Origin of the sequence: Nostoc sp. (assembly GCF_036919575.1) — a bacterium.
Classification (GTDB): domain Bacteria; phylum Cyanobacteriota; class Cyanobacteriia; order Cyanobacteriales; family Nostocaceae; genus Nostoc.
Genome location: NZ_JBALBY010000106.1, coordinates 183947 through 200402, shown reverse-complemented (window position 1 = coordinate 200402; position 16456 = coordinate 183947). Strand labels below are relative to the sequence as shown.

Here is a 16456-nt window from a genome sequence, read left to right as displayed (position 1 = left end):
CCCAACTGGAGTTAGTTCCCGGTACGAAACTCCAAACCTTTACGGCGATTGATATACATCAAATATAAGCGCACTCACCCAAAACTTGAGTAGGGTTTTCATAGTACTTTTGAACTAAAAATACCCCAGGGCACTCAAGGATGCGATGGCGTAGCCCTAGCAGGCATCGCACCCTTGAGTGCGTTGTAAGCGATAACCTCCTGTGGTCTGGAGGCGATCGCTTGGGTCTGTCCAGTTGAGCAAATCAATATCTAGCAAGCTTTTTGCTTTTTTCTAACCGTCGAACTCACGTTAAGAAGATATCAACGATCGCTTCTCACCCTACACTTACCGCGATCGCCGAATCATTGAGAGATGGATGTTGTTTTACCTGTAATTCTTGGCCCAGATGCTTGTAGGCAGATGGATCTATTGGCATCAGAAACTCCCCAAGCAAGTTCCCAGATTGACGCCGGGTTCTCAGACCCATATCCCGAAGCAACTCATCAATGTAATGGAATGTAAAAGGAGTTATACATGCTCCACTAACGAAAGCATACGGCCTATCTTTCTTCCTCCATTCCAACTCTACCGTTACATCCTCTAGCATCTGTTGCGGGGATGGTAAAGGTATACTTCCTTTGACATACTCTGATAACCACCTAGCACCAATTTCTGCTGATAACTGGGCACAGAAAGTATAGTTATAACCAACAAAACCCATCTGTGGAACATGAGGGTGAATTAGATGGCGGTAAAGATGGATAGTGCCTTGCTGATCAAATACGTGCCTGCGGTACTTCTCTTCTAAAAAGGGGATATCCTGAAGAAATCCTGTGCCAAAGATCACAATATCTGCCTGTACTTGCTCACCGTTATCCAATTCTACGCCACTAGCAAAAAACTTGTTGATCTTTGTCTTAACAGCACGAATTTTGCCTGCGCGTACATGCTCAAAAAAGCCTTTAGGCACCAAGCCGATACTACAACCGATCAATTTGTTCATCGGTTGTTTGGGCACCATCCCACAAGCATCAAGCGGAAACTGTAAGCGTAGGATAGTCTCATTTAGCCGCCAGAATGCCCACACCAATGGCTTCCCAAAACTATGCAGCCACTTTTCCCATCCTTGAAGTTTATGATAGGGCATCCAAGTTTCTGCAAACCGAGTCAGGAAAACATACTTGATGTTTAACAGACCGAGAAAGAAGTTGGGAACTTTCCACAGCGCTTGACGGAACACAAGGGTACATTCCTTGGCCTTGGTAGCTGCGAGATTTGCAAGATCGGTGGCTGACTTACCAAAACCGACAACAACCACTCGCTTACCCTCAATTACAGAGCTGTCATTAAAGTTGTTAGTATGTATTACCTGACCTCCGGCGGCAATGAACTCTTCCATTCCCGGCAAGTTCGGAATGTAGGGAATATCATAGGTGCCATTGCACACAATCACAAAGTCGAACTCGTAATTTTGTTTTTTGATCTCCTTACCATCTTCTTGAAAGCTAACACTAACCATCCATCCATCAATATTTCCTGATTTGCGCTCTAGTTTAGTTACTTTCGCACCGAACTGAATTTTTTCTGCTACACCAAAGTGTTGGGCATAGGATTCAAGGTAAGCACATATTTGCTCTGCTGAAGGCCATTCTGGATAAGAGGCTGGCATTGGATAGTCTGAGAAAGCATAAGTGTCTCTGGGATTTTGGATCGATAGTCCTGGGTAAGTCCTCGACCCTTCCCACACACCACCAAGTCCCTGCCGTTTCTCGAACAATGTAACTTCGTAACCTTCCTCAATAAATGTCTTTGCTGAGACTAATCCGCTGACTCCAGCTCCAATCACGCATACTTGTTTGACTGTCATCTTGGGTTCTCCTAAATTATGAAATTGGTGCAAGAATCTGCTGTGGGCGATCGCTAACCACGCTCAGATACTCCGACTGTTCTTGTGACTTAATTACATGAGTTAAGTATTCATACTGTGACGGCAAGGTTGAAGTTAGGTAATTGGCTCTTTCCTTAATTTCCCTAAATGCAGCCTGGGCATTGTGATTTCCGATATGCTCTAAAATGGGAAGACTGCTTTCAGGCATATAGTTTAGCCCCATCAACATTACCGAATAAGAGTAAGACTCGAAGCCGTGGTATTTCGGGTTGATACTCTTATTGCTTGGCAGTCTATTTTTCCATAATCTTAATTTTTCCTGTAGTTCTTCTGAGACTTTGATATTGTTCTTAGTTGCTTTCCAGAACTCTGTGTCGGTGCGATCGCTAGCATAGTAATGAAGTGTCAAAAATTCTCGCACACCATCTATGCAGTTAGCGATAACTTTGTTATAGCTGTGAATTAGCTCTTCATTGAAAGATTTGCTGGGAAAGTGGCTAACTAACTCTTCAATTCCATGTTGAATAAAGAAGATGCCAGTAGATTCTAGTGGTTCCACAAATCCACTGGAAAGACCAATTGCTACACAGTTTTTCACCCATGAGTTTCTGTTACGTCCAATCCGCATCTTGATATGAGATGCCTTACGATTATCAGCAACGGCTCCCAAATGCTGGCGAAATTCCTGTTCTGCTTCCTCTGGAGAAATGAATGCGCCAGAATAAACATACCCTGTACCATTTCTGCCATACAAAGGTATATTCCAGACCCAACCAGACGAAAGCGCAGTTGCTGTGGTGTAAGGGTTGATGCCATCTTTTTTGAGATCAGTTGGTATCTGCATTGCGATCGCGTGATCGCACAACAACGACTCTGAATAAGAAATGAATGGCTCACCAAGCGCTTTGTTGATTAAAAGACCACTGAAACCAGTACAGTCAATGAAAAGGTCGCCACTGAGAATGCCATGCTCATTGGTTGTGAGGCTATCTATGCTCCCATCCTCAGTTAACTTGATATCCACTACATCATCAACAATTTGCTTCACTCCCCTTTCCATTGCATAATCTTTCATGAATTTTGCGAGTAGATTCGCGTCAAAATGATAGGCATAGGGGTACTGAATCTTTAAATTATCCAGGATGTTTTTCTTGACAAGATGCTCCTGAGAAAATTCATTTTGAACTTTGTTATCAAAGACTTTACCATCAAAATATTTAGGAGAACTTTGATGGTCACACAGCCAGGGAATTAGAAAGCAGGCATAATCAAATGCTTCTTGATCTTTCTTCATTTTCAGCCACCATTCAGAGAGATCAAAGCCGTCAATCACCTCATATCTCTGGAAAGGATGGTAGAAGTTTTGCCCCTTCGCATTCCAGTTGACAAACTTAATTGCCATCTTATATGTGGCATTACACTTTGGCATCCATTCATATTCTTGAAGTCCAAGAAAATCAAAGAATACTTTGATGGTACTAAAAGTTGCTTCTCCAACTCCAACTTTTGTGATGTTAGATGATTCCACCAGAGTAATATGAATATTTCTATCTAGTGCTTTACTCAAATAAGCTGCCGTCATCCAACCTGCTGAACCACCACCAACAATTACAACATTTTGTATATGCTGTGACATATCTAAAGTTCCTCTTTAAGTCTCAAATTAAGTATGGAAGTCAATCAACGAAACAGAATTCAGGAGTCAGGAGTCAGAATTCAGTTGGGTATTCTCACCGAAAAAGTGGATGAATAACCGGCGTTTTTGCACCCCCACAAAACAAGAAAATTTGGTGGTCTTCAATTCATTTGGGGATTCAGACCCCAAATGAATTGATTCTGATTCCTGAATTCAGAATAGCTGAATTCTTCTTCAAGCAGCTTTCAATTCTTGCTCGATTTTATGGGTTTCAGCATATACCAAAAGGTCATTTGTAAATTGCGTGAAAGCTGTAAATAAGTTCTCAACCAATTCAAAAGCTTCTTGTCGAGTTACTTCTGATAGTTGAATATGTTGGACAATTTCTTCTATTCCAGATCCACCTGTCAGATGACCAGTTTCAACATCCAGATGAAAATCGGCAAAATATCGACATGGTTTTTGGGTAATTGCTTTAATTTCTTTGCCAATCTCTGCTGCCGTTGAAAACATTATGTTACCCGTCGCTTCGGTAACTTCAATAACTATAATTTTCTGAATAGGAGTAGCTTGTGAACTATATCGATAGAGTTGATAGTTTAACCAGCGAGCATTCTTAGTTTCTTCACTCCAAAGAAATTTTAATGAATCACTAAATCTCAATGATTTGTCAAGTTCCAGGTTTTTCAAATCTTCCAAAAACCACAGCCAATGATGGTCATCTTCATAAGTATGCTTGTTAATTAGTATCTGAATTGGATCGCTAGTTGGTTCTACTCGCAAAAAATACTTATTCAGCTCTCCAAAATTCATAATAAAATGAGCCGCACATGGTGCCCAAGCTAACCTTTGTCTGGGATTTATAGTTTTGTTTTGCATAAAATTAAACAAGGGAAGTTGAGCATATTCTTGTTTTTTTTCTTGAATCAACGCTAGTACTTTTTGCATGTTTATTGCACTCAATTTCAATATTTAATATTAGAGCGAAAGGAACTTTCCCACTTTGTTGCAGGGATATCAAAGTATTGAAAGCTCAGATTCAATTACCAACTAGCAACCAACTGATTCGGATCAGGGAAGATAAGAGGGGCGAGGGTAATTGTATTGATAGTGATTAGCTCAAAACTCACTACCTAAGTAGCAAACAACGTCTAATTTATTACATTATATTGAGGATAATGCTAGATTGTAACCAGCTAATCTACTGTTATTTTTTTACTGCAACTATGAGATTTCTATGTAATTTTTGTAGGCAAAATTTAGGTTTTTTGTTATTTACTCATATATACAAGCATTTCATCTGTCTTTATACTGAGAAACATAATTATACAAAATGTAATAAACGTAACTAATAAATTACAGGCAGGTGATTACTACTTACTGAGGAAACGTCAATTATGTAACTTTGATTTGACGTTTATTAATGGCACAACGCGATGGGCAAACTAGATGCTGCTGGAAAAGTGCGATCGCCACCATCAAAGAAATCGGCAAGTTTGATCTAGCCCAGAGCTGCACGGCCAGATTTCTGGCATTATGAAAAACCAGATTGATTGGATACTTTAGAAGTTTATTTTGCTATTGCGTGACAAAGTGGACTATCTCACAGACCGCTACAGTGAACGTAAGGAAAAAGCTGCCAAAGAGACAACAATCAGCGCAGAAGAATTTTGCGGAGCCGGAGACGCTCCACCTGTGGTCAATTAATTTGACCAAGGGATTTTTTTTGTTTGACCTTTAAGACGGGCTTAAACCCGATTCCCAAGCCTCGTAAATTGTCATTCGCGTAGCGTGTCCTTTAGGACAAAGTATTGCTTTACAAGCGTTGTAGTAGGCTCAAACCGTGGGTATCAGTACCACAAGTATTGAAAAGAAAGTATTCATTAGCCAACTTTTGCACTTGTTCTGATTCCACTATGCTGGGTTTCCAAGGGTTAGGGTTATTGTAGGCGTAGAAAGTTTCCACGCCATCGATACCCTTTTGGGACGCAGCTGGAATTAAGTCGAAATGCGATCGCTTGTAACGAGCTGGATGAGCCAAAATTGCCAATCCCCCAGCTTCATGAATAGCGGCAATCACGTTACTTGCCTGATATTCTTGCCCTGTAGTCGCCCTTCTTTGCAGATAGGGTTTTATACTAGGGTGTTCTGTTTCAAAAGCGTAAGCCAAAATGTGAACTTCTATATCCAAAAGGTTGGCATTGATTTCCACGCCACTCCACAGCTGAGGAGTGATTGCACCAGGATTACTCCACTTCCAGTCTTCTAACCAAGCAAGTGCAGCTTGATAGCCGATAATACCATGATGATCGGTGATGGCTAACCCTTTGAGTCCAATAGCGATCGCCTGCTCCATCAATCCACTCGGCTGCAATCTCCCATCCGAGTAAACAGTGTGCATATGAAAGTTGAATAACCTTGGACAACTATGTGCATCAATGTTATGAAATACTTGCTTCAAAAGTTCTGCTGAAGCAGTAGTCCGGGCAAAATTTACAACCATAACCCCCTCGGAACAAAAATGTATATTCTTAACACACTAAAACGCTACATCTACAGATAATAAACACCCAACAATAAAAATTAGTGTTGGCTGCTACTTTCTCAGCTTTGTCAGCAAATTTTTCAATATGTTAAGACTACGTTAGCAAATCTTAATCTAAGTGGTCATGGGTATTTTGGACTACTTTATTTTTAAGTAGTAATAAATATTGCATCTAAAATTTCATAAATCCACTTGTAGCATCTGTGTTAAATTACTTAAATACTAAAGGCTTGGTAGAGTAATTATCTCTAATAAGCCGGAAATGCAACTCGATCTTGTGTGTAAAAAATATTATTTATCTCAATAATTTCACTAGTTTTAAGCTGTTGCGTATTTAATTTGTATATTGGACGCGCTCATGTTGCCCGCACTACAATATTTTTGGGTTTTCGTGTTATACAATTTAGCTGCACATCAACTTATCTAACCGGTAATAACTTGTGCGTAGGCGTAGTCCGCCGCAGGCATCGCAAAATTCAGAAAATCCTGTGAGTCTATAAAACAGGAGTCAGAATACAGAATTCACCAATTGTGAATACTCTACCCATAAAGGAATAGAGTTTTAAGGCGAGAATATTTTAATTTTTTTCGCCCACCCAACTCTTGGAGACGCACTCGCGTTCGACAAAGCTCAGGGCATCGCAATTCGGCTTGGTTTTAAACCAATATTCATTACCCAGTCGGACTCCAATTCAATTCTGAATTCTGACGCCAAGCCGAGGAGCGTCTCCGGCTCCGCTCCTGAGTTCTGAATTCTTCTTATAAATAGCTCCCAGAAAACTGGCGATGTCTACGAGGGGCTATGCCTACGCTTGCGGCTGATTATACCCCTCGCGCAATCCCAAAAGAATCTCCCTTCAAGGTGATTCCAAGGGGTTTTACCACCACCTCGCGGCTAAGGGACGCTTCAACCCTTCCGGCAATCACGGCCGTTAGCTGATGTTCTCTTGCCAGCAGAACGATCCTCTCTGCATCCTGCTCCGACTCTGTATAGAATGCAAATCCGGCACCGTAATTGAACACGGAAAGCATCGTCGTTGCCCCGCCCTCAAGATGACCTTCGACAAACGTAAATATTTCCGGCACTAGGAGCATCGTTTCGATGACATACCGGAGCGGCTTCACCGACCGCATCAGCTTTTGCCATCCATGACCAGTGATATTTTCCATCGCGGTGGGACGAATTCCCTCACCAAGCACGGCCTGTACAAGCGGCGTGTAGAGATACGATGCGGCATTCATCGCTTCCCAGAACTCCTGCCCACTCGGAAGTTTTGTTCTGTAGCCTTCAGGGAGCGACTCGGCAAGTTTTCGCAGTGGGGTAAAGCCGTTTTCGTGGGGACCCGAACTCTCAACGAGAACAATGGTATTTCCGGCATCCAGACGCGAGCTATCAATAGGAGCGACACCAACCGGCATAACCCCAAAAACCGAGCCGGCGATGTCGAGCCGGCCTGGAATCATTTTAGTTTTTAATTGAGGAGTTTCCCCTGAGAGATAGACACACCCGACTCGTTTGCACCCTTCAACTACTCCATCCAGAAACCCATCAAGGAAAGCGGGGGTAAAGATTGTTTCAGGAGTACTCGACGGCAAATAAAGACCCATAAGTATAGTCTGCATCCCAGAAGTTGCCGCGTCGTTTGTAAGGCACGAGATAATCTTGATACCGATGTTCCACCAGAATCGTCGAAGCTCCTCTTCACAGAGGTCGTCAGGCCGGGTATCGTCTGCGGTGCCCAATCCTTCGGGTACAAGTGTCATAGAAAGTTCTCTAGCCCCCGCCTCTAGAAACGGAGCGAGGTTGAAGCTGAAAGCGTTAGCGCTTGCTCCCAGACCCGACGCAGGCACGATGCCATAAGCGCTTGCAAAGCCAAGTGTGCGTTTTGCGGCATCGATGAAGCGTCGTTTTGCGGCATCGAGAGTATCGTAATCGACTTGATCGAGAGCTTGAGGCATCAGGTTGCGTTTTAAGTTAAAAGTTAAAAGTTAGGAGTTTGGAGTTTGGAAAACTCATAACTACTCACTTTAACAAAGTTTAGGGGTTTAAGTCCCCTGCATCAATTGCCAAAACTTACTTGCGACTTGCGACTTGCGACTTGCGACTTGTTTTAAAATACCTCATCTTCAATACCACGCCACCATTCCCCCAAATTCATCAAGTCTTGGTAAATATCTTCTAATTCTTTGGTATAGACATCGTTTGTAAGAGTGGCTCGACGTTCTTGCAATTTTTTGAGGCGCAGTTGTACCAATAGCCAAGGTTTAGTGATGCTATTCGTTGCTTCGATGTATTGCGCTAGTTCTTTACTACTGTGCGATCGCTCATTTTTTGACATTGGCTCGAATTTAATAAAATCTATATTTGATAAGGGTTTCAACTTTCCTAGACAATTTTACATCTCCCTTTGTATTTGGAATTCATAGTTCAGATGAACTATTAAGTGGCTATGGCTACGCTATTCTAGGAAAGCCTGAAACACCAATCCTATCGTCAGTAAGAAAGAAACCTCTAAAAAAATATTATCAGATAAATTGGTCGAGGCTAACCGCTTTACAGTTTGGTAATCGCCATTTGCAAAGGCAGATAAAGTAGACGTAGGTTGGGTTGCGCTCCGCTCCACCCAACTGATTAAGCTGATATGCAGCTAAATTGTATAGTACGAAAACGTAAAATTATTGTAGTGCGGGCATCTTGCCCGCATTGCATATACAAATTAAATACGCAACTGATTATCAGGATGTTGGGTTACGCAAAGCCTCCACCCAACCTACAATTTTTTGCAACATTTTAGCCAAGAGGGTCGCTACAAATATTCTTAACCGAACCGTAACCGTATTGCCTCATTTCCCTCATCTTCTCAACAGCCAACTAAAAACAGCCACGATATTAGTTCGTGACTGCTAACAAAATTGGTCTGGTCAAGTGAACTACCCCGCCGTAAGACAGACGGGGCTTCCCAATTCATCAGGAATAGCCTCCAGAACTGCGTAGTTCTATTGGTCTTACATTCCCTCCAAGGGCAGGAGTCCTGGTTCCCAAGACCCAAATTTTTTTCTTGCAACATATACCTAAAAGCTAATGGTTTTCGCTTATGGCATTGATGGTCAAGACATTAAGTATCATACCAGAAAATTCTGGGGATTCCTCATCCATCCAGAATTTGTTTTTACCAAGTAAAAACAAATTCTGGATGCAATCCTTATCCCCCGCTCACAATCCCCACCTTATGAGTACATTGAAGGTGGGGACTTCCGCGACACGTTAACTGATTGTTTTTAGTTTATATATCTGGCACAAGCCACGTAGACGCAAAGCAGCTTGTCAAAAGGCATCGCAGCCAGTTCAAAACTGGTAATTGACTAAGCTTTAGCCAAGTTTTCAGCAACAAAGTCCCAGTTCACCAAATTTTCTAGGAAATTCTTGATGAACGCTGGACGGGCATTTCTGTAGTCAATGTAGTAGGCGTGTTCCCAAACATCCAAAGTTAAGAGTGCCTTCTGGCCATGAGCTAGAGGGTTCTCTGCATTTGGTGTCTTAATCACCTTCAGCGTACCACCATCATCAATCAACCAAGACCATCCGCTCCCGAATTGAGTTGTGGCGGCGTTAGAGAACTCTTCCTTGAATTTATCGAAGCTACCAAAATCTTTATCAATCTTGGCTGCGACTTCATCAGTGGGTGTGCCGCCACCTGCGGGTTTCAAGGAATTCCAAAAGAAGGTGTGGTTCCAAACTTGAGCAGCGTTGTTAAATATCACCACTTTCGAGGAGTCTTTGAAGGAAATTTTGATCACCTCTTCCAGAGACTTATCCGCAAGTTCAGTATCTTTAGTGAGTTCGTTCAGTTTGTCTACATAAGCTTTGTGATGCTTGCCATAGTGATACTCGAAAGTCTCAGCTTTCATACCATATTGCTCTAAAGCATCCTTCTCAAAGGGTAGTGGTTCTTGTACAAATGCCATTGTGTGTAATCCTCTCTTTATCGGTTTTCAGTCTTAAACTATTGCAGAAGCTTAGGAAATTAACAGCTTTTGTTTCTGGCAGTTTTATGCCTTTAATGATGAAACATGAAACTTAACATCGTCATTCTACTACTAAAGTGAAGATCAAGTGAAGAGGGAAATAAAGTACTTAAATGATAAGTCAAATCGCTATGAATTAATGAATATGAATAAAAATGGCTAATATTTCACCGCCAGAGACGGATAATTACAGCAGAATTCAGAATTCAGGAGTCAGAATTCAGAAGTAAAACAGCTTTTACATCAGGGTTTGAGACTTTGGTTGTGTACCTTACCAACTTGAAATGGGCTGTAATTAGCATTAAGGAATTAAAGCTTTCATACTTCTACCTTTAGTAGGATTAATTGCGATATGAAAAATCACTCGAAAGCAAGATGATTTAATACTTAAATAATCTAATATTTTTAGTACAAGGCTTGATTTTAAATAAAGATAGCCAATAGTAAAATTATCAGACAGAATTCAGGAGTCAGAATTCAGAATTCAGAATTGAATTCTGTGTGGCTGGCAGATGAATAAACGGGTTTAAAACCCCCACTAAATCGGAGATTTAGAGGTCTTGATTCTGGCTCCTGAATTCTGACCCTTCTCTACGAGAGGCTACGCCAACGGCCACGCTCAGGGCATCGCTTCTGAATTCTTCTTCAAATGCAGTTTTGAGGATGGTAAGTGAATAATCACTCACCCACCACCCTTTGAAACTAAAAAACTAACAGTAAATAGTGGTGATTACCACTGAGATAAACGCTGCTGGTAATAGTTAACGATTTGTGCCGTGACTTCAGACACGTCTAAACCATCGGTTTGAACTTCGATCGCATCTGCTGCTTTTTGTAAAGGCGAAACTTTGCGTGTACTATCTTTCCAGTCACGTTCGGCAATGTCCCGTTCTAGCTGCTCTAAACTCACTTCGGGTTGACCTTGTTTGTTAAAGTCTTGCTGGCGACGACGGGCGCGTTCACTTACAGAAGCGGTTAAGAAGATTTTCACTTCGGCATCGGGGAATACATGAGTACCGATATCGCGGCCTTCAGCGACTAAACCACCTCTTTTACCCCAGTTTTGCTGTTGTTTAACCAGTGCTTGACGTACAGCACTTTGTGCCGCGATCGCCGATACAAGAGAAGTTACCTCAATGGTGCGAATTACCTGGGTAATATCAGTACCGTTAATCCAAACCCGCAGGCTCGATTGTAAATCGGGGTTAGGAGTAAGTTCAATTTTACACTGGTTAGTTAATTCGGCGATCGCACACTCATCATCAATAGCAATCCCCTTTTGTAGTACTAGCCAAGTGACAGCACGGTACATCGCTCCTGTATCTAAATACACTAAACCCAGGCTTGCTGCCACTTGACGCGCCACTGTAGATTTACCAGCACCGGCTGGGCCATCAATGGCGATAATGGGTTGGCGATCGCGCAATATGGTATTGTCAATCAAACGTGTAGCACCAACACGAGCTGCGATCGCCAACATTCCTTCCTCCTCAACTTTTTGTAAAGACATCAACGTAGTCGGTTCAACCAATTCAATATATTCCACTAAAACCGTGCTGACCATTGCCACTTCTTGCTGTACCACTGCTATCAACTTGCTGCTATTGCGATCGCCAGCCCGAAACGCAGCTTCAGCCCGTCGCAAGCCGCGATATAATACCACTGCTTGCTCTTTTGCCGTTGCAGTCAAATATTGATTACGAGAACTGAAGGCAAGACCCGAAGCTTCCCGCACTGTTGGACAGGCAACAATTTCTACTGGCAAATTTAAGTCAGCTACTAAGCGTTTAATAATTGCCAGTTGCTGACCATCCTTTTGACCAAAGTACGCACGGTCAGGCTGTACCAAGTTGAAAAGTTTGGTCACAATCGTAGCGACACCCTGAAAGTGACCTAGCCGAGAACGACCACACAAACCTGTTATCATAGCAGATGGTGGGATAACTTGTGTAACCCTTGATTCTTCTATACTTTTCTGGGGAACTGCCATTTCTTCAGGAGTCGGTGCAAAAATGGCATCTACCCCAGCTTGTTCGCAAAATAGTTGGTCTTGCTCTAAAGTGCGGGGGTAGCGTTGATAATCTTCATTGGGAGCAAATTGCAGGGGATTGACGAAAATACTCACAATCACCGTAGAATTTTCTTGCCGCGCCCGTTGAATTAAGCTTAAATGACCTTGATGCAAATTTCCCATCGTTGGCACCAGACCGACTGCCGTCTGATACCATCCAGTCATCTCATCTAGTCTCAGATCCTCACTAACTGCAATCAGCTTGTTTTCTGAGCAGCGTTTAGTTAAATAGCAGCGTAAAGCTGCGACTGTTGTCAGCAGGCGCACAAAAATACCCCTAGTTCTTATCTATCCCTCCCCCGTTAGTGTATATCTGAAATACAAGGAAGAGATGATTCAGCTAGGGGAATTGTTATGGGGAGTGGGGAGTGGGGAGTGGGGAGTGGGGATGAGGGGGATGAGGGGGATGAGGGAGATAGATAACTCCTAACTCCTAACTCCTAACTCCTAACTCCTAACTTTCCACTCCCTACTCCCTACTCCCTACTCCCTACTCCCTACTCCCTAATAACTACTTTAAGACCTCAATATGCACTGGTGCCACGCCACTGCCCATCATTCCCAAAATCCGAGCCGCGCCAGCAGATAGGTCTATGACTCGACCCCGAACGTATGGACCCCGGTCATTAATCCGCACCACTACAGAACGACCATTGCGGGTGTTGGTTACACGAACTTGTGTACCAAAGGGTAAGCTACGATGGGCGGCAGTCATGCCTTCTGGATTGAACCTCTGACCGCTAGCAGTACTATTACTAGAACCATCATACCCGTAATAGGAAGCTATGCCTCCGAAAGAGATTCGCACTCCGCCGATGGAAACCTGTTGTGGCAATTTGGGTATTGATACTGGTAAATTTGGTAAATTCGCAATTTCTTTTAAGGGAGATGCATTGCCTAGTAGTCTTCGCAGACGATTGGTTGCTTGCAATGCATCTTGCGCTAGATTGTTGGTGGTACCTGCTAATCGCGTACCTTCATTGATTTCGACCAATTCTTCGCCATTAATTTTGATTATATAGCGATCGCCATTTTGCTGGAGGGGGGCGCTTTTGTTTTGCGCTTGATTGGCAGTAGATTTTTCCCCTGCTTTCCAACTTACGGTAATCTTAGTTGCATCGACATTTTCCCGATTCAACTGGTTGATCTTAGCTGCTATGACACTAGCTATCTGAACTGGGTCATTGTCAACAGAGCTAATCTGGTTACTCACATCTGTTACGTTCCCAGTACTCACTGCCTTTAGTGAATTGCTAGCAATAAGGGCATACGATTGTATGCCCCCAGAATTTCCAATTGTACCAACTTTTTTAGTTTCAGGACTCGCATTTGATACGGAACTCAAAAAGGTGAGAACAGGAATATTTTTGATAAAAAGGGTTGCTGCCTTACGTCCTCCGATGTTGTGAGAATGAATTTCTGTAATCACAGCATCCAAGATTTGTTTCCCTGCTGTTGATTGATACTCTCCCACCTTCACTACATCAGGGGCAGGTGATTTTTGGGAAGCTAGCGGATTTCCCTTGGTCGTTTGAGTGCAACCGACTGTGGGTATTCCCAAAACAGTCATAAACAGGGCAACAATAGTCCACAAATGTCTTTGATTCATGCGTTCGTTTTTAAAGCGACTGTAGAACTTTAGTTTTATGATTCGTGGGATTTCTGACTTTGTGAAAGTGATTTCCCTTCTGAAAAACTCGAACTCGTTCCGCTTTCACTTTTGTTATTTATAACTGCAACAGACTAACATGAACCTTTTGGCTTGGGGATCAGGGTTTTAGCGTAATTTTAGGACACCTCCTGAAATTCTAATTCCAATTTTAAGGGCGAAACCTTTCCCAAATGCGGACTTTGGCTATGTAACGCTTTTTTCGGCAAGTCAAAAATTTCTTAAAAAAACTTTACGCTGATTGCACACCAAAGTGACGATACCCCATTGACATCAGTTCTAAAGGCTCGCAACTACCCGTGTATTCTATATAACATCTATTTTGGTATTTCCTCTAAAGACATAATATAACTTTAATTAAATATCATCGGCATAAATACTTAAAATCCCTTATTTAATGAAATATTTTGATTTAACTATGAATAAGTCGTCATCGGAGTTACATCTGAGATAATTATCCAAATTAGTTTCAGCGTAATATTTTTTTCCAAGTTTTTTCTACTTAGATTAATCATGACTTTTATTCTCCATAACTAGACTGAAACTAGTGATGAATGTAACTTGCCATAGCAGTATTACTGAGTATAAAAAAAGAAGAATACTCAACTTCATATTTTTTGTAATTAATAATGAAAAAATTAGGAAATCTTCGCGATCGCTTGGAGATAAAAGTTTAAATGTATCAAAAAATACTGTAAAAAATTTTGACTCTAAGTAATTGCTCAAGGATGATTTTTTAAAACAAGCTGTCTTTTCAAAAATCTTTGCAACTGTAGGGATGTAAAGATGTAGATTCCTACTATAGGACTAGTATTTGATTTTTGAAATGCACGTAGTGGACTATCTAGGCTAAAATAGTGCATTAGACGTAGACGTAGGTTGGGTGGAGCGGAGCGCAACCCAACTGATTATCAGGATGTTGGGTTACGCAAAGCCTCCACCCAACAAAGCAATTTTTTTTGCTGTAGGGATGTAAAGATGTAGATTCCTACTATATATAGTAGGAATTTTGGGAAATGCGATCAGCCTGATGACAAACCAAGCAAATCAAGCAGATTTAGAAATAAATCCATCGCCATTAAAGGCTTTTCTTAACGAATTGCATTCGCAGTACAAGTCAGTGCAGGAGGGTGCAGTAGCGAAATACATTCCCGAACTGGCAAAGGTAAACCCGGACTTGTTCAGCATTTGTATTGTGACAGTAGATGGTCAGGTTTACAAAGTTGGGGACTGGGAGCAACTCTTTACCATTCAGTCAATTTCCAAGGTGTTTGCTTATGGACTTGCCTTAGAAGATCATGGGCTGGATTACGTTTTAACTAGAGTTGGCGTGGAACCGACGGGGGACGCATTCAACGCGATTATTTTGGATGAGCAATCGAAGCGACCTTATAACCCAATGGTAAATGCTGGTGCGATCGCTACCACCAGTTTAATTAAAGGTTCCGGGCCAACTGAACGCCTCAACCGAATGCTGGATATGTTCCAGCGATATATTGGCCGCGACGTGTTCGTTGACATTTCCGTTTTTACCTCAGAACGGAGTACAGGGCATCGCAACCGCGCAATGGCGCATCTGATGCTTAACTTTGGCATGATTGACCGGAATATTGAAGAGTCGCTGGATCTTTATTTTCAGCAGTGTGCTGTGATGGTGAATTGTCAAGATTTAGCAGTGATGGCGGCTACTCTTGCTAACAGAGGTATTAACCCGATTAACAAAGAACGGGCGGTGGATAAGCGTTACATCAAAGATATTCTGAGTGTGATGTATACCTGCGGGATGTACAACTTTGCAGGTGAGTGGGCTTATAAAATTGGGATTCCGGCCAAAAGCGGGATTTGTGGTGGGATTATTGCCGTTGTACCCAATAAGATGGGCATTGGAGTTTTTTCGCCGCTTCTGGATGTGCGTGGTAACAGTGTGCGGGGAGTGAAGGTGTGTGAAGAACTTTCCCAACGGTTAGGTTTACATCTATTTGATTGTTCAGGTTAAGAGTGAATTGGGCATTGGGCATTGGGCATTGGGCATTGGAAAACTCTTCCCCAGTCCCCAGTCCGCAATCCCCAATTTAGCGATCGCCAAATTTTAAATTATCCCTTTTCGCGTGTCCGTCCAACCGTATGCAACCTCAACCAGCTGCACTGTGCCAATTTCTATTTGCTTTTGGTACACCTGCTGACCACCAAGGCTTTGATAGAAATGGACTGCGGGGTTATCAGCCAAAACCCACACTAACATTGAACTAATATCTGATTGAAGCAGCCTTGTTGCTACGCTGGAAACTAGGCGATGTCCTAAACCTTGGTGCTGGTACTTCTCCAGAATATAGATAGCATACAACTCACCTTCATAAAGGCGATCGCTTGTCCGTTCTTGACCTCCATTGGCAAAACCAACTATTTGCCCAATTTCATCCTCAGCAACATAGGTGAAATTATCCTGAGCTATATTGCTCAAAATTTTTACCCATTTTGTCTCTCGTTCTTTATAGGATAAATCTGCCAGAAACTTTGCTGGCATTAAGTTGCTGTAGGTTGTCCGCCAAGCGTCTATATGCACTTTGGCGATCGCCGGTGCATCGGCTAAGTTTGCTTCTCGGATCACCATAATATCTCTTGGCAAGAGTTCGATATAT

Annotated in this window: 13 protein-coding genes; 2 read left to right on the top strand and 11 right to left on the bottom strand. The window is 42.3% G+C overall.

The window, feature by feature from the left end; all coding sequences use genetic code 11:
• Positions 1-316: 316 nt before the first annotated feature.
• The 4 genes from V7K27_RS27210 to V7K27_RS27195 form a co-directional block, all read right to left on the bottom strand.
• Positions 317-1849, bottom strand: a complete 1533-nt coding sequence (locus tag V7K27_RS27210; protein ID WP_334951438.1) for a flavin-containing monooxygenase — start codon at positions 1847-1849, stop codon at positions 317-319.
• A 16-nt stretch (positions 1850-1865) separates the two neighbouring features.
• Positions 1866-3506 carry a tryptophan halogenase family protein gene (locus V7K27_RS27205; protein WP_334951436.1) on the bottom strand — a complete coding sequence of 547 codons (1641 nt, stop codon included), beginning with the start codon at positions 3504-3506 and terminating at the stop codon, positions 1866-1868.
• A gap of 234 nt (positions 3507-3740) precedes the next feature.
• Positions 3741-4454 (bottom strand): hypothetical protein, encoded by a 714-nt coding sequence (locus tag V7K27_RS27200; RefSeq protein ID WP_334951434.1) that lies wholly within the window; start codon positions 4452-4454, stop codon positions 3741-3743.
• A gap of 447 nt (positions 4455-4901) precedes the next feature.
• Complete coding sequence (locus V7K27_RS27195; RefSeq protein ID WP_334951595.1) at positions 4902-5024, bottom strand: hypothetical protein; 123 nt, start codon at positions 5022-5024, stop codon at positions 4902-4904.
• 63 nt (positions 5025-5087) lie between these two features.
• Between V7K27_RS27195 and V7K27_RS36595 the strand changes: the two genes are divergently transcribed.
• Entirely contained in the window at positions 5088-5213 is a 126-nt protein-coding gene (locus tag V7K27_RS36595; protein ID WP_442947650.1) for a hypothetical protein, read from the top strand.
• A 109-nt stretch (positions 5214-5322) separates the two neighbouring features.
• Here V7K27_RS36595 and V7K27_RS27185 read toward each other — a convergent pair whose 3' ends face one another.
• The 6 genes from V7K27_RS27185 to V7K27_RS27160 form a co-directional block, all read right to left on the bottom strand.
• Positions 5323-6009: a PHP domain-containing protein gene (locus V7K27_RS27185; RefSeq protein ID WP_334951433.1), complete on the bottom strand. Its 687-nt coding sequence runs from the start codon at positions 6007-6009 to the stop codon at positions 5323-5325.
• 864 nt (positions 6010-6873) lie between these two features.
• Complete coding sequence (locus V7K27_RS27180) at positions 6874-8010, bottom strand: AIR synthase related protein (protein WP_334951431.1); 1137 nt, start codon at positions 8008-8010, stop codon at positions 6874-6876.
• A 152-nt stretch (positions 8011-8162) separates the two neighbouring features.
• On the bottom strand, positions 8163-8390 hold the full coding sequence (locus tag V7K27_RS27175) for a hypothetical protein (protein WP_334951429.1): 228 nt from the start codon (positions 8388-8390) through the stop codon (positions 8163-8165).
• Between the two features lie 1024 nt (positions 8391-9414).
• Positions 9415-10017, bottom strand: coding sequence for a superoxide dismutase (locus V7K27_RS27170; RefSeq protein WP_334951427.1), 603 nt, complete (start codon positions 10015-10017; stop codon positions 9415-9417).
• Positions 10018-10807: 790 nt separating this feature from the next.
• Entirely contained in the window at positions 10808-12415 is a 1608-nt protein-coding gene (locus V7K27_RS27165) for a bifunctional pantoate--beta-alanine ligase/(d)CMP kinase (protein WP_334951425.1), read from the bottom strand.
• A gap of 244 nt (positions 12416-12659) precedes the next feature.
• Positions 12660-13757 (bottom strand): septal ring lytic transglycosylase RlpA family protein, encoded by a 1098-nt coding sequence (locus tag V7K27_RS27160; RefSeq protein WP_334951424.1) that lies wholly within the window; start codon positions 13755-13757, stop codon positions 12660-12662.
• Positions 13758-14847: 1090 nt separating this feature from the next.
• On the opposite strand from V7K27_RS27160, the gene glsA reads away from it, so the two are divergent.
• Positions 14848-15813, top strand: a complete 966-nt coding sequence (gene glsA / locus V7K27_RS27155) for a glutaminase A (protein ID WP_334951423.1) — start codon at positions 14848-14850, stop codon at positions 15811-15813.
• A gap of 93 nt (positions 15814-15906) precedes the next feature.
• Here glsA and V7K27_RS27150 read toward each other — a convergent pair whose 3' ends face one another.
• Positions 15907-16428 carry a GNAT family N-acetyltransferase gene (locus V7K27_RS27150; RefSeq protein ID WP_334951422.1) on the bottom strand — a complete coding sequence of 174 codons (522 nt, stop codon included), beginning with the start codon at positions 16426-16428 and terminating at the stop codon, positions 15907-15909.
• Positions 16429-16456: the final 28 nt, after the last annotated feature.